Annotated in this window: 18 protein-coding genes; 2 read left to right on the forward strand and 16 right to left on the reverse strand. The window is 41.4% G+C overall.

The window, feature by feature from the left end:
- Positions 1-236 precede the first annotated feature (236 nt).
- The 8 genes from ACS8FB_RS13365 to ACS8FB_RS13400 all read right to left on the reverse strand — a co-directional run bounded on the left by ACS8FB_RS13365 (position 237) and on the right by ACS8FB_RS13400 (position 9,487).
- Positions 237-485, reverse strand: a complete 249-nt coding sequence (locus ACS8FB_RS13365; protein ID WP_228706492.1) for a recombinase family protein — start codon at positions 483-485, stop codon at positions 237-239.
- 564 nt (positions 486-1,049) lie between these two features.
- On the reverse strand, positions 1,050-1,412 hold the full coding sequence (locus tag ACS8FB_RS13370) for a DUF3817 domain-containing protein (protein ID WP_058023733.1): 363 nt from the start codon (positions 1,410-1,412) through the stop codon (positions 1,050-1,052).
- A 333-nt stretch (positions 1,413-1,745) separates the two neighbouring features.
- Entirely contained in the window at positions 1,746-2,453 is a 708-nt protein-coding gene (gene lspA / locus ACS8FB_RS13375; RefSeq protein WP_037026031.1) for a signal peptidase II, read from the reverse strand.
- Positions 2,454-2,594: 141 nt separating this feature from the next.
- Positions 2,595-3,875, reverse strand: a complete 1,281-nt coding sequence (gene ccmI, locus ACS8FB_RS13380) for a c-type cytochrome biogenesis protein CcmI (RefSeq protein ID WP_025643930.1) — start codon at positions 3,873-3,875, stop codon at positions 2,595-2,597.
- Positions 3,872-4,354 carry a cytochrome c-type biogenesis protein gene (locus tag ACS8FB_RS13385; protein WP_020443538.1) on the reverse strand — a complete coding sequence of 161 codons (483 nt, stop codon included), beginning with the start codon at positions 4,352-4,354 and terminating at the stop codon, positions 3,872-3,874. The genes ccmI and ACS8FB_RS13385 overlap by 4 nt, the downstream gene beginning before the upstream one ends.
- An 83-nt stretch (positions 4,355-4,437) precedes the next feature.
- A complete protein-coding gene (locus ACS8FB_RS13390) occupies positions 4,438-5,100 on the reverse strand; it encodes a DsbE family thiol:disulfide interchange protein (protein ID WP_011513682.1) in 663 nt (220 codons plus the stop codon).
- Positions 5,101-7,149, reverse strand: a complete 2,049-nt coding sequence (locus ACS8FB_RS13395) for a heme lyase CcmF/NrfE family subunit (protein WP_075107732.1) — start codon at positions 7,147-7,149, stop codon at positions 5,101-5,103.
- Positions 7,150-7,270: 121 nt separating this feature from the next.
- Entirely contained in the window at positions 7,271-9,487 is a 2,217-nt protein-coding gene (locus ACS8FB_RS13400; protein WP_058025811.1) for a heavy metal translocating P-type ATPase, read from the reverse strand.
- Between the two features lie 142 nt (positions 9,488-9,629).
- Between ACS8FB_RS13400 and cadR the strand changes: the two genes are divergently transcribed.
- Positions 9,630-10,040 (forward strand): Cd(II)/Pb(II)-responsive transcriptional regulator, encoded by a 411-nt coding sequence (gene cadR, locus ACS8FB_RS13405; protein ID WP_007394845.1) that lies wholly within the window; start codon positions 9,630-9,632, stop codon positions 10,038-10,040.
- A gap of 147 nt (positions 10,041-10,187) precedes the next feature.
- Here cadR and ACS8FB_RS13410 read toward each other — a convergent pair whose 3' ends face one another.
- Both ACS8FB_RS13410 and ACS8FB_RS13415 read right to left on the reverse strand, forming a co-directional pair.
- Positions 10,188-10,910 carry a CHAP domain-containing protein gene (locus tag ACS8FB_RS13410; protein ID WP_025643918.1) on the reverse strand — a complete coding sequence of 241 codons (723 nt, stop codon included), beginning with the start codon at positions 10,908-10,910 and terminating at the stop codon, positions 10,188-10,190.
- Positions 10,911-11,706: 796 nt separating this feature from the next.
- Entirely contained in the window at positions 11,707-12,351 is a 645-nt protein-coding gene (locus ACS8FB_RS13415) for a DUF411 domain-containing protein (protein WP_082787298.1), read from the reverse strand.
- A 239-nt stretch (positions 12,352-12,590) separates the two neighbouring features.
- Between ACS8FB_RS13415 and lnt the strand changes: the two genes are divergently transcribed.
- Positions 12,591-14,159, forward strand: a complete 1,569-nt coding sequence (gene lnt / locus ACS8FB_RS13420) for an apolipoprotein N-acyltransferase (protein ID WP_068039556.1) — start codon at positions 12,591-12,593, stop codon at positions 14,157-14,159.
- A gap of 186 nt (positions 14,160-14,345) precedes the next feature.
- On the opposite strand, the gene ACS8FB_RS13425 is transcribed toward lnt, so the two are convergent.
- From ACS8FB_RS13425 to ACS8FB_RS13450, 6 genes are all read right to left on the reverse strand, one after another.
- Positions 14,346-15,272: a cation diffusion facilitator family transporter gene (locus tag ACS8FB_RS13425; RefSeq protein ID WP_058025953.1), complete on the reverse strand. Its 927-nt coding sequence runs from the start codon at positions 15,270-15,272 to the stop codon at positions 14,346-14,348.
- 245 nt (positions 15,273-15,517) lie between these two features.
- Positions 15,518-15,658 carry a hypothetical protein gene (locus ACS8FB_RS13430; RefSeq protein WP_156410079.1) on the reverse strand — a complete coding sequence of 47 codons (141 nt, stop codon included), beginning with the start codon at positions 15,656-15,658 and terminating at the stop codon, positions 15,518-15,520.
- 1,109 nt (positions 15,659-16,767) lie between these two features.
- Entirely contained in the window at positions 16,768-17,736 is a 969-nt protein-coding gene (locus ACS8FB_RS13435) for a DNA-binding protein (protein ID WP_058025952.1), read from the reverse strand.
- A gap of 127 nt (positions 17,737-17,863) precedes the next feature.
- Positions 17,864-18,160, reverse strand: coding sequence for a hypothetical protein (locus ACS8FB_RS13440; RefSeq protein ID WP_025643904.1), 297 nt, complete (start codon positions 18,158-18,160; stop codon positions 17,864-17,866).
- 140 nt (positions 18,161-18,300) lie between these two features.
- A complete protein-coding gene (locus tag ACS8FB_RS13445; RefSeq protein ID WP_058025554.1) occupies positions 18,301-19,242 on the reverse strand; it encodes a replication initiation protein in 942 nt (313 codons plus the stop codon).
- Between the two features lie 360 nt (positions 19,243-19,602).
- On the reverse strand, positions 19,603-21,768 hold the full coding sequence (locus tag ACS8FB_RS13450) for a MobA/MobL family protein (RefSeq protein ID WP_439263619.1): 2,166 nt from the start codon (positions 21,766-21,768) through the stop codon (positions 19,603-19,605).
- Between the last annotated feature and the right edge of the window lie 320 nt (positions 21,769-22,088).

The following is a 22,088-nucleotide window of genomic DNA, read 5'->3' on the forward strand; positions in this document are numbered from 1 at the left end:
TATTTGAGTATTTGAGTATTTGAGTATTTGAGTATTTGAGTATTTGAGTATTTGAGTATTTGAGTATTTGAGTATTTATTTAGCTATACAGCTATCAAATGACGCGAGCACTTAGCTGTAGCTTGTATTTCAGAATAACTACGCCCAGATTTCAGAAGGCTAGCGATAATCTTACGCTTCTCGGTATCTTTCCTACGTCCTGAATATTTACTTTCTACCTTAGTACGAGAAATACCTTACATCTGACGGTTACGTCGATCTTCATAGTCCTTTCTAGCAATAGCAGCGAGCATATAAAGCATCATCGAATTGATGGCCTGTAATACGCTGCTCATAAATTCAATGCTGCTATCAGATTGAGGCGTTATATAAGAGGTCGGTAGCTCTTCTGATACTACCGCCAGCTTCTTTTCTAATAGCATTCTTTTGAGAGTATCCCAATCAGCTTGGTTTAAACGTGCTAAGCGGTCAATCTGCTCAACCAAATTATATCGCCTTCATGGGCATCATTTATCAGTTACATTAACTGTGGACGTATTAAAGTTGCGTCTGACTCGTTTTCAACATAGAAGGCGGCAATTTTGTGACCATGATCAGCAGCAAGCTATATGAGCTCACTTTTGGCACGCTTGGCATCTTGATCTTTGATTGGCGCTCTATGCTCTGATAAACATAAACACCTAAAATAGTCTGTTATAAGTAGTTCCATTATTGCAGTCTATTATAAGTAGACTATTAATTGATTAAGAGACCTGTTTTGATAGTGCCCCTGGGGTATACCCTAGGATAATAGGAAATCCATCGCGGATGACAAAACCTGTTTAGCTTTTAAACAATACGGGTTTGTCGATAGTATGTAAGATAAGTTCGAAAAGTGACTAGAGTGTTAGATTATTCATACTGGGTCTGAATTAAAATTTTATTGTGATTAATTTCTGCTCAATGTTATTCATTTGTCGCCATGATGAGTGATGGCGGCTTGTGATTTAGTTAGGAAAAATAATCTTGAGTAATAAGGTACGTTTGTAGCATTTGCAGCAGGGCTTGTTCTAGGCTTCTTTACTTACACTTTCCTGTAAATTCTTTTTTAGTAAATGATCGAATATAAACGGGCCAAAAGGTAAGAGTGAGCCGAGTACGCCCGCAGGTATTGCCCAAAGAGGCATTTTCATTTTGATAGCTGAGCCTATAAGTATTATGATATAGGTAATAAACAATATACCGTGTGCCATACCGATGTATTTCACACCTTCTGGAATGTCCAGCATATATTTTAGTGGCATGGCGATACAGAGCAATAATAAGAAAGAGGTGCCTTCTAGGTAGCCTATAATGGTAAGGCTTTTTAATGCGGCACTTTGTTTTTTTCTAAGATTATGTATTTGTTTGATAGTTAGCTGAGCATGTGACACTATATTATCCTTTTGTTATTTCAATAAATAATTTAGGCGGTATTCAATGTCTTTATAATAATGGCCCTGTCCAGAGCTTTGAAGTACTGGTTTTTGTCATCTACCACTTAGCACGTCACGCCTTCGTCTAGCCACTTCAAAATCATCCTGCGTTCACTCGCATACAATTATGCATTGGGTTTTGGGATATAGAATGAGAGAGTATTTGTATTAATCATATATCACCTTCCAGTTCGCATTTTTATAAACACACTTGAGTATAAAAAGTATCTTTCCGTATAGAGCAGCTATGACGCTAGTTCTTTTTATTTGTACTGATCAATATTCACTTGTTTATTCATTACGCTTACTTTCCAAAAATATCATATCAATTATAATCAACGCTACACCGACACAGACACCTATATCTGCAACATTGAAAATAGGATAATTCCAGACATCAGCATAATGCACATGGATAAAGTCAACCACTTTGCCAATTCTTAAACGATCGATTAAGTTGCCAATCGCACCGCCAAGCACTAAGGCCAACCCCATAGACAATAGCTTGGCTGTACGTGGCGCTTTGATTAAATAAATCGTTAAAAAGATAGCCATTACAAAAGCTAAGCCTGAGAAAAACCATTTCTGCCAACCGCCAGCGTCGGCTAAAAAGCTAAATGCTGCCCCATAGTTATAAGCGAGTGTCCAGTTGAGAAATGGTTCAATGACCGGTACGGGGTCATTGAACGCTAATTTGGTTTGGGCCAACCACTTAGTCCATTGATCAAGTATTAACACCATTATCGCCAACAAATACCAGATAAAAGCGCGACTGCCATTGGCAACCATTTTTGGCATTTTATCCAACTTACCTTTAGGTGTTATCGAGTTGCCTGAAGTCACGTACATAGCTTTAGGCGTATGATTCATGGTTTTAGAGTCAATCGATTGATGAGTACTACTCACAGCTATAGGTACTTTATTGTCAGCAATATTAGTACTAGCCGATTCAACGCTATTCAATTTAGTACTATCTAATCTGTCGGTAGATTCAGTCATAGTTGTTTTCTTTATCTGTGTTTATACAATGAACAATGTTAAACGTATATGTTTTTGGTATACGACTATTAATCGCGCCACTTTTATAAACGGCTCCACTTACCGCTCTGGTGTTATGAAACTTACGGTAATAATTTTTTATTAGGGAATCTGTTGATTGATTTCAACATTAACCTGAGTCTGTTCAGCGCTAATCACTATAGGATTACCCGATAAGTCGCCTGACTCTGCTATGGCATTACCGCTATGACTAATACGAGCAACGACTGCTAACTGAGTTTTGTCACTACGAGCTGAATTTAACGTGCGATCTGGCATCATCGCATCAAGATTGCTTAAGCGGATACTAGCCTCACCTTGCTTGATAATACTAATGGGTAAACGTTTGGCGGCAAACGGTGGACCTCCTTTAACGTCACGTATCGCAACAAACAACACATCATCAGCTTTCACTAACGGTAATAAATTAGCGTTAATTTTCACTGTCACGTCAATACCTTCTAGCGCTTGCTTTTCTTGCGTGCTAACGTAGTTGCTTAACTCATCTAAGCTTGCTAAAGCTTTAGTATGATCACCTGGTTTGGCCACAATGCTGCCTTGTAAGCGTTTAATCCAACCTTGCGCTTGGGCAAAGTTACTACTACGAGTCTCACCCATTGCCATGAGCATTTGAGCCCGTTCATGCTGCGGATTCTTAGCTAATATAGCTTGTAATACACGGCGAATATTGGCGTCTAACTGACCTTCATTAACGAAAAAGCTAGTCTGAGCATAAGTGGTGGCGATTTCTTCATTTTCAGGAGCTAAACGATAGGCACGAGATAAGGCTTCCAGCGCAGAATCAGTTGCCTCCATAGATAAGAAAAGCTCGGATAGGCGCATCCAGCGATTAGGATCATCAGCATTACGATGAACATTGGTTTGCATGGCGCTAATCAGTTGACGACCATCTTCAAACGCCCATGATGGCGGCTTGTCAATTTTAGCTGTCAATAGGTCGTCAGCCACTTGTCCTACTTTGTCCTCAGCTGTCCACAAATCAAACACGGGCGTACGATTGCCTATTAGTAAATACGCCATTGCAGCCAATATTGGGATCCAAGCTGCGACAATTAAACGGCTTTTGACATCAGGGGTGACCATAGGTGTTATCTGACGCTGCACATCTAATAGCTGACGCTCCAGTTCCAGCTTTTGATTTTGATAATGGCTATTATTAATAGTACCGCTGTCTTTATCTGTTTGTAGCTCAGCTAAACGTTCGCGAAATACTGCAACATTAATATCTAGCAGTTGATTGTCTATTGGTTTGGACTGCAAACGCGGTGCTCGTAGCCATGGCATAATAGCAATCAGCGCAAATATAAGAGCAATCAGCAAGCTTAGAGTTACAAATAAGCCAAAAGTAGAAAATAGAGTCATTTTTTGTCCTCTAGGCTAGTAATGTCGTGGTCGACACTCTCAGCTTGCGATAATAGACGATCAAGCTCAGCCTTTTCCGTAGAGGTCAAGGCAGCAGTACTGTTCACTGTGACGCCGCTTTGACCACGGGCAACAACTTGGCGACGCTTACTTTGCCAAAACCAACCAATAATTAAGACGAGCAATAATAGTGGTGGAAAAAACCATAGGATCCATGTTGATGGTCGCATAGGCGGCTTGTAGCTAATAAAGTCACCGTAGCGCTCTTGCATATAGACGCGTATTTCAGCATCACTACGTCTATCTTTAATTAAATCATAGACTTTTTGCTTTAGATCCTGTGCAATCGGTGCATCAGAGGCTGCAAGGTTTTGATTTTGGCATTTTGGGCAGCGAAACTCTTCTATTAATCCACGATACTGAGCTTCTTGCTGTGGTGAGTCAAAATCGTATACGTCAATAGCTGCGTTTGCCGTCATGTTAAGCAGACACGCTAGTATTAAGCTTGCTAGTTTTAAAACTATATTGGGTTTTAGTTGAGGAGCTCTTATTCGAGTAACGTTCATTTGCACATCTCCTCAACCTGAATGAGATCAGGACTATCGTTGTTCTTATTAGCCTTATTAAGTACTGTCAGGCACGGCTTAACACGCTGTTGCCAATTGGCTTCATTAATCTCACCAACAATATGCTGACGAATGATGCCATCTCCATCCACAACAAAGGTTTCGGGCGCACCAGTTATGCCTAAGTCTAGAGCAAACTGACCCAATGAATCCTGAATAGACATAGAAAATGGATCACCGCCTCGGTTTAAGTAACTGAGCGCATTACCAATCTCATCCTTATAATTCACACCAACGATATCAACGCCGCGCTCTTCTAGTTGCATTAAAAACGGATGCTCAATAACGCAAGTTGGGCACCATGAGCCCCAAACATTAAGTAAAAACGGCTTATCCGGCAAATTATCATTGGTGATAGTACGGGTAGTATCTGCTAATAACGGCAGCTCAAAGGTAGGAACCGGACGCTCAAGAGCGGTATTGGTCACAATGTCTGTTGGTTTACCTAAGCGCATGTACAATATAACTACCAAACCAAAAAAGAGGATAAGCGGAATTAAGAACCATAGCTTCGTCTGCTTTTTTTTCATTGTCTTTGGGTTACGCTGCTTACTGTTTTGGCTATCTTTTTGCTCAGGAGTATTATTCGACATAGTCATTTATTTCTCCTTTAGTGTCGACATCGTCGATACTGAGATTGCCTGCTCAATAGCTACCTCATTGACTCCATAAGTAGCCAAACTACCAGTAACTAGCAACGGAGCTTTAATTTTTTTGATGCGGTATCGTTTATCAAGCATACTAATTAATCCACCTAGAGCCATGATAATTGCCCCTAACCAAATCCAGCGAATTAATGGTTTTACATAAATCCTTAATGCCCATTGGTTACTACCATCGGCAATAGGTTCGCCCAGTGCGACATAAACATCGCGCATAAGACTGGGGTCAATAGCAGCTTCAGTTGTTGGCATCGTGCTGATAATATAAGTACGCTTTTCTGGAGTCAGTTTCGCCACTTCACGACCGTCTTTGGATACCACCACTTGCGCTTGCGTTGCATCAAAGTTACTACCCTTTATTTCAAAAAATTCAGTTACTTCAAAATCGTAACCTTGAACATTGACTGTATCGCCAATACCCATTGCTACGTCACGCTCAATACTCAGGCTACTAGTAAAGGCTATGCCAATGACAGCAACCAATACGCCAATATGAGCAGTCTGTTGACCCCAATAGCTAAGACGCAGCTGACGCAGACCTTTAAAGAAATTAGGGGCGTTCTTGGTTTTGTCTCTAAAGTCAACGATCATCCATAGCAGTACCCAAAAGCTCACCGCTAAAGTCACGCCAATATTGAACATAGCAGATGGACTGGTAAAGTAGGCGATAATAGCAGCCAATACGATACTACTAGCGGCAATGGCGATACCCACCCCTAGTAACGGACGCTTATCTTGTTTCCAGCGAATATTAGAGCCCATACCCATAGCGATTAACAACAGCCATGTCAAAGGCACAAACAGCGCATTGAAGTATGGAGGCCCTACAGATACCTGACCGAGACTAAAGGCATCAGCGATAATAGGATAGAGGGTGCCGAGCAGCACCACTAAGGTTGCAATCAAAATGATGGCGTTATTGATCACTAAAAAGGACTCACGTGAAATCAGCTGATATTGACTTTCAACGGTTAAACGCCAACCGCGAACGGCAAACATTAATAGACCACTACCGATGATAATGCCAAGAATAGCTAAGATGACCAAACCACGCGTCGGATCAGCGGCAAACGAATGCACTGAGGTAAGGACTCCAGAGCGTACCAGGAACGTGCCAAGCAAGCTTAAGGCAAAGGCGAAAATAGCCAGCATGATGGTCCATGCTTTAAACACCCCGCGCTTTTCAGTGACTGCTAATGAATGCAGCAATGCTAAGCCGACAAGCCAAGGCATAAACGAGGCGTTCTCTACCGGATCCCAAAACCACCAACCGCCCCAGCCAAGCTCGTAGTAGGCCCACCACGAGCCCAGTGCAATACCAATGGTCAAAAATCCCCAAGCCGCGAGCGCCCATGGACGTGACCAGCGTGTCCAAGCAGCATCTAAACGCCCTTCCCACAATGTCGCCATACAAAATGCAAAAGGCACTACCATACCCACATAGCCCATATATAACATGGGCGGATGAATAATCAGACCGAAATCTTGTAGGACAGGATTTAAATCAGCGCCATCGACCGCTAGATTGGGTAAGGTACGCTCAAACGGTGACGAGGTAAATATCAGCATTGTTAGCATCATTAACTGTACACCGGCCAAAATAACTAATACCCGCGCACGCATTGATAACGGCAAGCCGCGACTAAAGTATGATACCAGTGCACACCATGTGGCCATGATGGTCATCCATAGCAGCAAAGAGCCCTCGTGTCCGCCCCATGTCGCCGATAACTTATAGTACCAAGGCAACAGCGTATTGGAATGCTGCGCGACGTAACTGAGGCTAAAATCATTATAATAAAAACCTGCTATCAAAGCGCCAAATGACGTTATCATGGCGGCAAACTGTGCCCAAGCTAAGCTAGGGGCTAGTCGTTGCCAAGCAACTTGGTTACGAATAACACCAATAGTTGGCAGAATTACCTGCAATAACGCCAATACAAAAGCGGTAAGCAAGGCAAAATAGCCCAATTCTGTAATCAACATACGGTCTAACCTTATTTACTCTAATGCGGTTGCAGTTTACTGTAGCGGTGGAATTTTTATTATTAGAACCCACCCCCGAAATCTGCTGCTATCTCTAGTTTTTAATTGATTTCGAAGGGTTTTATTTAACTACTTTAGGCGGAGTTACCAGTGGAGGCGCGCCTTTAAAGCGCAGTAAACGTAACGCATTGAGAGTAACGAGCACTGTTGCTCCAGCATCAGCTAGAACCGCAATCCATAGTCCAGTAATGCCGAATACGGTCGTGATCAGAAAGACGCCTTTGAGACCTAAAGCGAAAATGACGTTCTGATGAATGTTGCGCATGGTGGCACGCGAAAGTGCAATCAGATGGGCCATGTCTGTAACACGACTTTTTAATAATGCGATATCGGCCGTCTCAATGGCCACATCGGTACCACCACCCATCGCGATGCCAACATCAGCGGTTGCTAGTGCTGGCGCATCGTTAATACCATCACCCACCATCGCTATTTTGCTGTTATTCTTCATCTCGTTAAGCAAGCGCAGTTTGTCCTCAGGCAACAGCTCAGCTTCCCATTCCACGTCTAAATTACTGGCAAGTGCTTGAGCGGTTAAGCGGTTGTCGCCTGTTAGCATGACGGAGCGCACACCCATCGCTTTAAGTTGAGCCACACCTTCATGAGCGTCGTCTCGTAACTCGTCTCTTAGTGCGACCAATCCAAGCACTTCTCGACTTTGCTCATCGAAAAGAACTGAGACGGTCTTGCCCTCATTTTGCAGCGCCTCGATTTGTGCCTGTTGCTCGGCTGAAATTGATGCCTCATCTGCGGCATAAACAGGCGAACCGATAGCTAGCGCGCGCCCAGCGATAGTTGCGTGTACCGCTTTACCCGCAGTAGCAGAAGCTTTAGAAGCCACAGGTATGACAACTTTGGCGGCTTTGGCATGACTGACAATAGCTTCAGCAAGCGGGTGACTAGAACCTGTCTCCACACTGGCAAAGAGCGCCAATACCTTATCTTTACCTTGAGAACCCTGATCCTGAGAATCCTGACCTTGAACACTTGAATACTCTTGTGTAATGTCAACAACATCGGTCACGCGTGGTTTGCCTTCAGTTAAAGTGCCTGTCTTGTCAAAAGCGACTGTCTTCACTTGGCCGATGGTTTCTAAAGCACTACCGCCCTTGATCAGCAAGCCGCGGCGCGCACCGACCGCTAGACCAGAGGCGATAGCAGCTGGTGTTGAGAGCACAAGAGCACAAGGACAAGCGATCAATAATAAGGCTAGACCTCGATATAACCAAGTTGACCAATCTCCGCCCATGGTTAACGGTGGGACGATGATAATTAGGGCGGCAATAGCCATCACAGCCGGTGTATAGTAACGACTGAATTTCTCAATAAAACGGGCAGTGGGTGCTTTGGAAGCTTGCGCTTGCTCTACCAAATCAATAATGCGCGAAATAGTGTTATCGGCGGCTGTCTTTTCTACGCGCACTTGGAGCACACCATCGATGTTAATTGACCCTGCAAATACATTGTCACCCATCGTCTTGGCAACAGGAACAGACTCTCCCGTCACGGGCGAATCATCAAGGCTGGACGCACCTTGAACAATGGAACCATCAGCAGATACCCTATCTCCAGGACGCACCAGCACAAGGTCATTCACTTGTAGTGAAGTCGCTGGAACGTTACGCTGCCCACCTTGAGCATCAAGTAAAATCGCACTTTTCGGAACCAGCGATGATAAGGCTCTGATGCCAGCGCGAGCGCGATCAGCAGCGATACTCTCAAACAGTTCACCGATTGAGAACAAAAAGACAACCGCTGCGGCCTCTTCAGCTTCACCAATGATAAGTGCGCCAAGCACGGCGACGGACATCAGCGTTTCAATTGAAAAGAATGAACCTGTTTTAGCCAGTGCTAAGGCTTTGCGTGCAAATGGAAAAACGCCTACAATCACAGCGATGGCAAACACCCATATCCCATAAGCGGGGAACAGTAGTGACAGTGCATAAGCGCTGCCCATCAAAATACCGAGACCAACAACCTGTTTGCCTTTTTGAGTTTGCCACCACCGCTTATCCTGCGGAGCCATCTGATTGTCGCTGTCAATATCAATAGCCGATACAGTTTGTTGACCAGTATTGGCAGATATACCGAACCCTAGGCTTTTGATTGTTTTTTCGATATCACTAGCCTGAGTCGGCGCACCAGGGGCTAAATTTAGCTCTAGCGTTTCTGTAGCGAAATTCAGCTGAACATCAGAAACCCCAGGCATACGTTTCAAAGCTGTTTCAATCTTGCCGATGCAACTGGCACAGTCCATACCTTCAATATGATATTTCATAATAATTTACCCTTTGAATAATGATATTATGAACCCTATAGTGGCTTTAGAGTCAAGGTTATTTATCTACAGTTTCGTAATTTTAATTTCTCTAGCGCTAGTCTTTACAGCCACTTTAATTATTTAAATCATAGAGGTTGTTATGACAATCAAAATTGGTGAGCTCGCTAAACGCACAGGTGCCACAGTAGAAACCATTCGCTATTATGAAAAAGAGCGTTTATTACCCGAGCCTTTTCGTAGCGAAGGGAATTATCGTTTATATAATGAAGAGCACATTGAGCGTCTACAATTTATCCTACATTGCCGTACGCTCGATATGGCTTTAGATGATGTGCGAATCTTACTTGAATACTGGGAGTCGCCTGACAAGGACTGCGGCGATGTGAATAACTTGCTAGATGAGCACATTCATGCTGTGGAAATACGAATGGAAGAACTGATGCACTTAAAGCATCACTTGACCGTTTTGCGCCAGAAATGTGCAAGTAGTGCACCAGCGTCATCATGTGGCATTTTAAACGCGCTTGTCGATAACTCCTGTCATGAGTAATGATATCAGTAGTGTTCATTTCTGACGGATCAAATCATGAAAGGTTAAATACGCCCTGATGTTAAGCACAAAAAAACCCAGCAATGATATTAAGATCACTACTGGGTTGGAGGAAATAACAACTATGTTGTGCTGACTTAGAAAGTCTTATTTATCATTCATAGCAAGGTGGATATTACGATCTGATGCGGATGCGTCATCCACGTATTTTGAATCGCGCCATGTCGTATAAGCATAGACACCACTGTATGGGCTGATGCTGTTCTGACGGAAATCAGAAATCCAATTTTCGCCATCAAAGATTTGGATATGGCCATGCGGGCGCTTTGATGAGCGATCATAGACAATAACATCACCTACTTGGGTTGGCATATCATTACTGATTTTGCTAAAACCTGCTTTATCAAGCGTGCCACGAGTGGCGTACTGATAGGCTGAAGGATTGGGTGTAAATTCATAACCAGCTGATTGTAGTGCTTTACGTACGTAACGGGCACAATATCCAGAGCTGCCAGATAAAGCCACTTTTGAGGCGCGAGCAGCAGCGATAGCGGGGGCTGAATTGCTGTCAGGAACTGTATTGACTTGCTGCTGTTGTTTTTCAGCGTATAAGCGGCTGTTTAATGATGAAAGCTGATTCTCTTTTTGCTTGGCCTGCGCACTTAGGTTGCTAATTGCTTGACTAATTTCATCATTATTAGAAACATAAGCACCACTTTTGGTGCTATAGATGTTTTTTGATGAACCGTAGTTTGATGCCACAGAAGTATTGGTGATGGTATTATTTGTTTGAGAGATTGTGATAGCAGCACCACTCGTTTGTGCTATGCCCATACCCAGTACTGACAAAATCAATAAAGCCTGTTTCATAAATCTAATACCTACGGTTAATTCAAAATCGTCTGTTATCAACAACAGCGCAGTCAATTAAATCTCAATAACTCAAGTATATATATGTCATAGTGACTGATACTTCTGCTGCATATTATTCATATAAAAAATGATTATTGGCGATCACAGCTCATTGAAGTCTTACGAAGCTGTTACAAATCAAGCTGCTGACCAAAACACAAAGCCGACTTTAGCATAGGTTGTTTAGCCTGTCATTCCCCTTAAAAACCCCAAAAATACTTTTTTGATGTCGAAAAAATTGCTAATATCCCACATTTTACAATGTAAGTTTGTGTAACATGTACAGAATATAGCTGACTAGATTGACCACAATTTCTACTGTTTTATAAGCAAAAAAACGTCTGAGGGTTAAATCTATAATTTAGATTTAACCCTCAGACGTTTTTCTATTGGATGAAGTAATTACCCTATATAGGGTCTAACTAATTATTAAGATAATATAATAATTTATAATATTAATATAGATGTTAATTCCCTACTGGCTTATGTAATATTACGTAATTGTTTCGATACATCCTGTATATTCTTGTATTAACCCTTAATTATTTATCTATTTTAAGGGTTAATAACCGATAAATCCGCTTACATTGTCATCAAAAGTTACAAATTCAAAGTTATTTTTGCTTTTAAAGTCGCAATAGCTAATGATTTTTTTGATGAAGAATCATTTTATAAGCAATAGAACAGTCTTATACCTGCCTCATTTACTTTTAACGCTAACACTATAATCAAAGTATTCTTAACTGCTAACACACTATAATTGCTGCTCTACCGATTCAATATCAGCATAAACTTGGGTCGTCCCGTCTTTATTGAGCTGCATAACCTGATAGGGCATGAATTTATTTTGATACTCCATACCTGGGCTACCAACAGGCATGCCAGGTACGGCAAGACCCATAGCTTGTACTGGCGGATTTTCTAAAAACTGCGCCATATATTTAGCGGGTACATGACCTTCAAAGACGTAACCATCAGTAGTGACTACAGTATGGCAAGAACGCATTTCATTTGGAACGCTGTAGCGCTCTTTAAATACGGCTAAGTCCGCAACATCTTGCGCGGTTGCACTTAGACCATTATCTTCTGCATGACTTATCCATTCTTTACAGCAGCCGCAATTGGCATCTTTATAGACAGTGGCTGAGACGTTTTTTAGTAGGTCTGGTTTACTTACTGATGTCATCATAGGAGTATTTATAACGTTTGGTTCAGCTGTCTTCGGAACAGTCACTACATCTTCAGTTGATGCCGATGTTGTGCTTGCATCAGATACGCCACTACTCGGTTGGCTACAAGCAAATAGTGATGAGGCGGCAAGTAATACTAACGTACTACGCAACCCCTTAGACAGATAACGATTGAATATAAGACTGGATTTTATTTTTAAGGGGGTCATAGTGCTCTCTCATGTACTGTAGATATTGTGAGCTATAGAAGGTCAAGTAACACTTCATATCGTTTGGTAATGTAGCATAATAACCCATCAAACGGAGTACGTAAATTTATCCATTGAGCAGTGCGGACTGGTATCATAAGCAGTTTTCATTTTGAAATGCTGCCTGTAGTATTAACAGGTCTATCCGAGTTTTGGATTTTGACTAAAAATTCAAAACTCATAATTTTGGATAATTTGCGATGCGCCTGTCTACTATTAATCTACAAAAGCGTTTGAGTACTCACTCAAATCAATTACCGCTATGGTTTACGCTAGTAGCAGCATGGCTTGCAGGGGCTATTTTTTTATTTGCGCTAGCGCCTCATGGGTTCTGGCCGCTAGCAATAGTGTCACCAGCGATTTTATATGCGCTGTTGGTACCAAATATGAGTGGTCGTCGCGCTTTTATTATCGGTGAAGCTTACGGTATGGGGCTATGGTGCGTCGGCGGCTTTTGGCTCTATACTGCCATCCATGATTATAGCGATACTCCAACGTGGCTCGCATTGATTATGATTGGATTGATGGGTCTCGGTATGGGACTGTTTCATGGATTTTTAGCACTAGTCTTTAACCGTATGGTAGGCAAACAACCCTTTTCATTTGCTGCTCTTTGGGTGCTACAAGAATGGTTAAAAACTTGGTTATTCACAGGCTTTCCGTGGCTATTTGTTGGTTATGCATTTACTGAAGAGTATTGGTTATCGTCCTTAGCACCCGTTGCTGGTGTTTTTGCCGTCTCTTTTGTTGCCATACTATTGGCTGCAAGTTTAGTAGAGCTACTGCTTCGACGCAGTAGTTATGCCGTCGTTTCTGTACTGTTATTAGCCATTAGCACATCATTATGGCTGGTCAATCCGCAATGGACAAAACCTAAGGGCACACCTGATCTGTCAGTGTCATTGATTCAAGGTAATATTTCACAAGATATAAAGTGGCTGACGCAATATCAAGTAGAAACGCTAAAGATTTATGCGAAGTTAACGCGCACTGAGTGGGGACGTGATGTGGTGGTGTGGCCTGAATCATCTATTCCGATGTTTCAGGATGAGGCTGCGGGCTTTATTAGTGAAATGATAGAAATGGCCAATGCGACCAATACGACATGGATAACTGGTATCCCTTATAAGGATAAAGCGGCATTCAATGCCAGTACGGATAAGTATCCCCCATTTTACAATAGCGTGATTGCTCGAGGTGTAGAAGCGGAAGGCCTATACAAGAAGCAGCGTCTAGTGCCTTTTGGAGAGTATATTCCATTTGAAGGCGTGCTCGATATTTTCCCAAGTTTGGCCGGTAGTCAGGATATTAAGAGCTATAGTCGTGGTAGTGATCAGCAGTCACCGCTAAAGGTGCGTGAACACAATATAGGGACGGCTATCTGTTATGAGGTAGCTTATCCAGATACCACGCGTAAAAATGCCATCGATACTGACTTTTTGTTGACCGTCTCTAACGATGCCTGGTTTGGCACTTCAGCAGGACCATTGCAACATTTGCAAATGGTACAAATGCGCGCGCTTGAGAACGGGCGCTGGTTTATTCGAGCGACCAATACTGGTGTTACCGCTATCATTAACCATAAAGGTCGTATTGTAAAACGCGCACCGCAGTTTGAGCGTACTGTACTACGTGGTGAGATACAGGCACGGGTTGGTAACACGCCCTTTATGCTTATGGGAAATTATCCTATCTTGATAATAATAACCCTGTTATTACTAATAAGCTATTTTGGCAAAGGTCTAACCACACTTAGAAGACGAGGGTAATAGTAAACTTAATCATAATAATTTAATCAGCGTAAGTTTTTTATTTTTTCTAGGTAACGTCCTAACGCACGTAAATATAAAAGTTTTAAACTATTGATCACATAAGAACTGATTGAAAAAATTATGTTGACATAAGGCACGCGCCTCATACTTAAAAAGAGATAGCTATATACGGTCTATCATCTTTTAGTTGATACTTTCATTTAATGCACGCGATTTTTGATTGTCATCTGCCTTAGTACCAAATTCAATAGTTGCATGTTGTATATTCTGATGCGCCAAATCTTCCTTGATGTTTTCTTTCATAGTAATAGTCTCTTCAAACGTTATATCGGTCTTCGGTACAATATGAACTGTAAGAGCATTCTCAGTGGTACTCAAAGCCCAGATATGTAAATGATGAAAGTTTTGAATAAAATTATAGCTCTCTAAGATAGCAGTGATTTTACTGAGATCAACATTTTGAGGTACTCCGTCGATAGCAAGCTTGATACTCTCTTTTAGTAGACCCCAAGTCGATAACAGTATAACGACTGAAATAATCAAGCTAACTAGAGGATCAACGATATTCCAACTTGTATAGTAAATAATAATGCCCGAGATAACGACACCTACAGAGACCAATGCATCTACCATTAGATGCAAGAAAGCACCTTTGATATTAATATCGTCTTTTTGACCTTTGTAGAATGCAAAAGCAGAAACAGTATTTATAAATACACCTATTAGAGCTGTAATAATAATAACTTTTCCTGCAACTTCCGGTATCGTATCAAATCGACCCAAGGCCTCATACGCAATACCTATAACGATTGTAACTAACAATATGGCGTTAATAAGAGACGCCATTATAGAAGCTTTTTTGTAGCCATAGGTATAAAGCGTAGTAGATGCTTTCTGTGCTAATTTCATTCCAATTAACGAGATTATTAAACTGGCAACATCACTTAAGTTGTGGCTAGCGTCTGCGATTAAAGCTAATGAATTAGTTGAATAGCCCACTATAAACTCGATGAGCGTAAATGCAGAATTTAGACCAATCCCAATATAAAAAGCTTTATTCATATTTTTAGGGTCTGGAGCTTGATGACTGTGGTTATCTGAATTACTCATAATTTACCCTTGTTTAGGTTGCTGCATTTTATTAAAGGTAGAAAATAAGTTTATTGCATATTTTCTATATTGCACAGTCAATATTGCTCTAATACCGTAGACCCACTTATTTTTATCAATAAACTGAGCCACAACTTGATTGTGTGTCCTATCTCTCCTTGGGCGAAAAAAGCGGATTTTACTGTAATCTAACTGGCTTACGTAAGCTTCTTGTTCTCATGTTCAAGCTCTTTAGTATGTGTAGCTTAGTCTTGAATGTTGGTTAGTATAGTTTCATTAGTGTGCTTTTTATGACATGACCACATAAAGGTGTAATCGTTTAATGCTTCAATCAGCATACGAACGGCGCGTTCTTTAATCTCAGGAGTGTAGGTTTGTCTTTTCATTATCGTATTCTCTCAGAAAGATGATTTACCGCTTCTTAACAGCGCGTGTAAAACCTTGCATCTGACGACTAAGCCGGTCTTCATAGTAAACTATCCCAGTATTGTCAGAAACTTAACGTCTTGTGAGGATGTACTAAGTGCTAACTTCAAAATGGTTGAAATACCTACGCTAAATGACGACAAAAAAAGCCTAAGCAATCTAATGAAAAAGTAGATAATAAAAACCCAATCTACATGACAAACAAAAAAATGCCTCTGGGAGTTGACTCCCAGAGGCATTTAGTTTTAAATATAGCTAACGGTTACAGCGTGTTGACGCACACTGTAACGAACAAATAAGCACCTGAACTGCGTTATTTGAACAGCATTAAATGCCCGTGTAGGTGCATTTTATCCAAAATTTGCTTTCATATCAACTTTATTCACTATACATTTTAAAAACCGCTTGTTCGCTCGTTACATCCTCGTGCTGCTCTCTTTATAACCGTTACCCGTCAAATGGGTGGCAGGCTAAGGCGACGACTGCGTTTGACAGAAGGGTAAAGCTCTCGACAGGGGGTTCTAGACATATTGAGCAACGCAATGAGTGGTTATTTGTGCATATCGTAGCGGTATATTGGGTGTATTGCCCTTGCTAGCGTATGACAGCACAGTAGCGGTTAAGAGCGTGTCTAGGCGGTGCTATCAGCCGTAATCTTAACAACCGTAGCTTGATACAGTGATACGGTCTTGATGACGCGATGGGCGATGAAGTCGGCATGACTAATCACATCAAATCCAAGGAATGCACTAAAGTGTTTGTGAGTATGCTAGAAAATACTCATAGATGCTTTAGGGTGAGTGTTCCTTGAAATCTGCTCAAGGCTCCAAAATCAGCATCGGAACTTACTTAGGCTAATTTAAATAGTATATAGCCCACTAGGCTATATACTATTAGACTTCAGAGAAAAATTTAGAATAGTTCTTATACAACAGTCATTTATTCAGTGAGTCGATATTGTCATAGTTGATTCATAAGCTTAGTGTGAATAGAACGAGATCTACGCTTTAGGTAAAGTCTCTTCCTAGCTCATAACTATTCTTTATCTTGGAACCTTGAATACTTTTATTTAATCAACATCCAAGGCGTTATCTTTGTTTTGAATAAGTATTAGATTATCTTGAGCTTTCTTGAGTTTATTTTGTAACACAGTCACTTGTTCTTGTTCTGATAGGTGACGGCTCGATAGCTCGCCATATTGCTTATTCAATATACTATGTTCAGCTTCAAGTTTAGCCTGTATTTGAGTCAGCTGCTCATAAAGTCCTGATAGCTTATCACGTTCAAAGGTTACCGCCTTTAGCTCTCCTTTGATCTCTGCGGTAGCAGTTTGTATCTCATTGCGTTCAGCTGTGACCGTCTTTAGCTCTGACTTAGTGGCTTTAAGCTCCGCCTTTAAACGTGCAATCTCTGCTTTATCGCTATCAGCTGTAGCTTTAAGCGTGGCTACCTCACCAAGACTACTAGTAAGCTCTACAGATTGCTTATCTAATGCGCTACGTGTCTCTACAAGCTGTGATTGTGCTGTTTCTGCTTTAGTTCGTTCAAGCTCTAATTGATGCTTAGTATCTGATAGCGTCTGTTTGGTAGCATCATGGTCAGCTGTGGCTTGCTGAGCCGCTTTAGTTGCTGTCTCCGCAGTAGTGGCCACTTCGTCCAGCTGCTGTAGTAGATCTGCTTGTTCACCCTCTAAGGTTTTAACTGCTTCTTGCGCTTCGTCCGTCTCTGCTTGTGCCTTAACCTTAACCACCTCTAGAGCTTCACGCTCCTTAGACAGCCTATCGTTCGCCATATCAATAGCTGTCTGCCACATATCAGCGCCAAGCGTGTGCAAGCGTTCAGTGATACCGCTAGGTAAATCCACTTGTTGCAGCTCTTGCTCTTCCTGCTGTTCTCGCTTCCAACTCTGCATCGCATCACTAATGGTAGTGAATGAGCCACCGCCTAGCGCCTTACGCACCTCTGCCAGTGTCGGCTTTATCCCTTGCTCCTGTAATCGGTCAGCTGCTGCATGAATATCTTGTGTGGTGAGTGCCATGATTTTGTATTCCTTGATAGTGCATTGTAGTATGTTGTATATAGTATAATACAATATACAACATACTACAATGCAAGGTGTAAAAAAACCCCAAGTCGTCTTGAGGTTATAACTTGTTGGCTAAGACTTAATGATCAGTTAGGTATTCTTCTAGGGCATCATTGATCATGTCCTGATAGTTACCGCCTGTCTGCTTGGCTCTGTCCTTAAACTTAGCAAGAATGCTTGGGCTGATAACACTGGCTTCTGTAGTAAGCGTTTGTGGTTTGATACTGCCACGGATCGCGCCTGACCAGTCGGTGATTTCTGGAATGTCCGATAGATCAATGTCGTCATCGCTAAGCGTTGCTAAGTACTCTAAGTCCGCTTGCTGCTTAGCCGTTAATGGCGGCAACTTATCTATGTGATAACTAACCTTGTTCATATTGTCTCCTTTCAATCTTTTTGGCACGCCTGGCAGAGATAATGCGTATAACCTCAGGCCATAGATTTCAAACACTGCAAAAGCATTGGCCTTTGACTCTTAAGTAAGCCATATATCATAATTGGTAGTAAACATAGTAATTACTTACCTTGACTGACTTTTGGTAAGTAGCTCTCAAGCGCTTTGTTTGGCTTGTTAAAGCTTTCAGGCTCCCGCTGTATGATGTTAATCATTTCACGCTTAAAACTATCAGTACTCATTTTACCGTCATAGCTTAAACCTGGGTGATCGTTATAGTCGTTCATAAACTGCACATTATCAACAATTGATTTGATCTTATCTTCTGACAATTTACCGTCTTTACCAGCAATTTTATCTAATAACTTTTTGTGAAATTTGAGCTTTAAGCCTTTATAGCCCTTCCCTCTTGCTTTTTTTTGATACTCTACACTGACTTTATAATTCGTATTTTCATTTATATCATTGATAGCTGTTTCAATAACATATCTTCGCAACTCACTAAATTGCTTATACTTATCTTTAACACACATTACGTGTTTAAACTCTTCTATCGTAAACTCTTTGCTGTACTGGTATTGATTAACCCACATTACCACCAATTCATACATTTTTATTGAATGAATACTCGATAACTCACCTATTTCTAATAGCTTGTATTTAGTGAAATTAGCTTTAAGTTGCGTCAAATATGGCAGTATTTTATTTGCGAATGATAATACGACTTCTCCGTTATCCGGATCATAGACAATACTACTAACAAGCCTTGTTTGAAGCGTTTTATTCTCGGGCAAGCTCATAACAATATCGACGTCATATAAACGTTTGCTTGCGTTCTCTATGTCACGATAAACATTCTGTTCGTTCTTAGACTTCTTACCAAAAAACAATGATTTAATATCATCAACTGTTACTTTGTATTCTGTGTCTTGCGTGACATTTGGTGCATCAGGCCTACTATCAATCTGACTAATACAAGCAAGCATGAGCTCTTTATCCGTCTTTTGCATTGTGTACGTTGCTAGGATTAAATCATTTGACTGAACAACTAAGTTATTTTCCATTTCAACTCTGCGCCCATAGTTACATTTAACAAGATATTATCATAAAATAGAGTTATAAAAAGAGTGTTTTTTATTTATCTCTGTTTTTTGCTCATTTACTCTGTTTTTTGCTCATTTACTCTGTTTTCTGCTCATTTACTCTGTTTTCTGCTCATTTACTCTTTTTCTTTCTTGTAAGGTATTGATTTTAACAGGGAAAAATAGCTCTCAAACAGGATTAAACAGGAGCAAACAGGATTAAATAAACCCCTTAAAGAAACGGGTGATAAATTTTTTTGTGGATAAGTGAAAAATCATCATTTAAACAACGTAGCTTGCCTAAGCAATTTATCCCTCAGTAACGGTTTTTTGAGGAGTAGATTAAGGGCTAAATCCTCTGCTAGGTGAATGTGCTTTATTAACTTGATGTTGGTACGACTCTAAACCGCCCTGTAGGGCTCTGTGTTGGCTTTCAGACAGATCTTTGCCATATTGCTCAGTAAACGTCTCTAAAGTGGCTTTAAGAGCCTCTGAATAGGTCTTACGCTGGGTTGTTGGTAGGGAGTTAACATCGCGCAACGCAAGTTTGAATTGCTGACAGGTTTTATCCAAGGTATCTGCTAAATGTTCTCTAGCAACATCTCTTGCCTCAGCTGGGTGGTTATCCTGATTGATATAATACGTTAACCCTTCGGTATAGCTAAATGATGAGATGATGTCCCGAGTCATTCTGCCAACCTCTCCTGCGCTACCGCCCAACTTGTCGATGATACTGGTATTAAATGCCGCTCGTTTTTGATCGATATTGTCTCTGAAATCTGTAAAATGCTGAATCAATGCCAGATACTGCTCTCGTTCAGCTTTAGGATCACGCAAAAGCTTGATAATGGATTTGTTGTTCTCAACCAGCGTGTAATCAAAACGTTTGCCCACTTGCTGTAAGTGATCTCTAAACCCTAGCGCTTTATCTTTATCTTCAATACCAAGGCGCTTTGCAAACTCGCTAAGTATCGCAACTTGACGTTGATCAAATTTATCAGGGGCATCCTCTATCGTTTCTCCTTGTGCCCAGCTGATTGCCATTGAATTGTGATGGCGTTGAATTAAACGCATGGCTAAGTGCAGCTTCATACGTTCAGCATACTCAAAGATTCTCTCATCTTTGTGACGGTTTGCTCGAGTGTCTCGATCAACTTGTCTTTGCTGTCGATCAAGTCGAGCAGCTCTTGTTCGTCGTGCGTTGTCATCGAAGGGGCTGGGGTTTGGTTTTGCGCTTCGCTCAGTTGCTTTGTTAATTTCAATATCTGACTTTCTGATAGCTTCAGTGATTCCCTCAATTGCTTGTTTTGCGTCGTCAATTCGTTGTGTGAGCTTATCATTTGCTTGTGCTGTGCCATTAATTCTTTGTTTTGTGTCATCACATCGCTTTGGTAGGTTTTCGCATCGTTTAGCTGCCCAAGCAATGCCTGATTTTGCGTCTTCAACGCATCGTTTTGTGTCGTCAACTCGAGCTGCCGTTCTATGAGACTGTCCTGTGCAGTATGTAATGAGAGGTTCTGAGCTTCCAGAGAGTTGTTTTGCAAAGTCAGTTCGTTGTTTTGTGCCTCCAATGCGTCCAGGTAGTCTTGCATTTTTCTCAGTTGCCCAAGCAAGTCCTTTTCTAAGTGCGCTAATTCGTCGTTCATTGTCTGCTTCCTGTCTAATATGATTCTCAGCCACTAGGTTGTTGCGTGTTTTAATAGCGCGGTTAATATCGCCTTTTTCGGTCATAATGCCGCGGCGTTCCATTGCTGTCGCTTTTACGCCCATTTTAATGGTGGGTTGCTGATCAAGCCCCTGATCTTTGTAACTACGTGCATCCATTAACGGCAGATTATATTCGGCTAACACTTTATTGGCGGTATTTACCCAGAGTTCACGAATACGCTTAATTTCTTGCATTGATGATGGCAGATCATGAGCCTTACGTTTTTTGTTGGACCATTCAAATGGTACTTTGAGCTTTGGATCAAAGGCCAATGTCTTATTAGGCCCAATAGTGGGCGCTCGAGTGGTTACCATAATATGGGCATGGAAATTACGTGGGTCAGGATTTTCTTCTCCTTCACGTAATCGTTTCGAGCTCGGCTCAGCGTTCGGATCGAATGGAAGTTTCATTACAGGACGATGAATACATACATCAGCGATTACATCCATATCATCACAAATCTTTTGGGCAAAATCTATTGCTAGCTGATGGCGCTCACTTTCTGATAACTCGTAAGGCAGATTAATGAGCCATTCACGAGCCACACGGCTATCGGATCTTGTTTCTGCTGCTTCCGCAGTATTCCAAAGTGTCTCTCTATCTACACTCACACCTAGCGCCTTTAACGAAAACGGTAAAACGATATCGCTACTCATAACCCCAGACTTTTTACCATAATCATGGGTCTTACCATATTTGGTATCGTCAAGAATATCTCCAGCACGATAGGCTGCACAGGCCACTGCAGACTGCCCCGCTTTTCGAGAAATTGCTTTTGTCGCAATATGCACCATAGTCATAAGGATGAACCTGCTAATTTAGCTTTTTGCACACCACATTTTTTCGTGGTGTGCGGGGTTTGGGGTTCCCCCAACGAATAATGATTCATTTATTAGTATAGTAACGAAGTGGATATACTAATAAATGAGTCGTTACTTCGCCCTTAGTCAGGGAGACGCCACCATCAATCGCAAAAATAAAATATTCTAGGAGCTAGATACAGCTGTGTTAAAGCATATCATAATTTATTGAATTGTTGTTTAGCCCTTAGTCAGGGAGACGCCACCATCAATCGCAAAAATAAAATATTCTAGGAGCTAGATACAGCTGTGTTAAAGCA

The sequence above is a fragment of the Psychrobacter sp. 1U1 genome, from assembly GCF_051847535.1.
Taxonomy (GTDB): Bacteria; Pseudomonadota; Gammaproteobacteria; order Pseudomonadales; family Moraxellaceae; genus Psychrobacter; species Psychrobacter saeujeotis.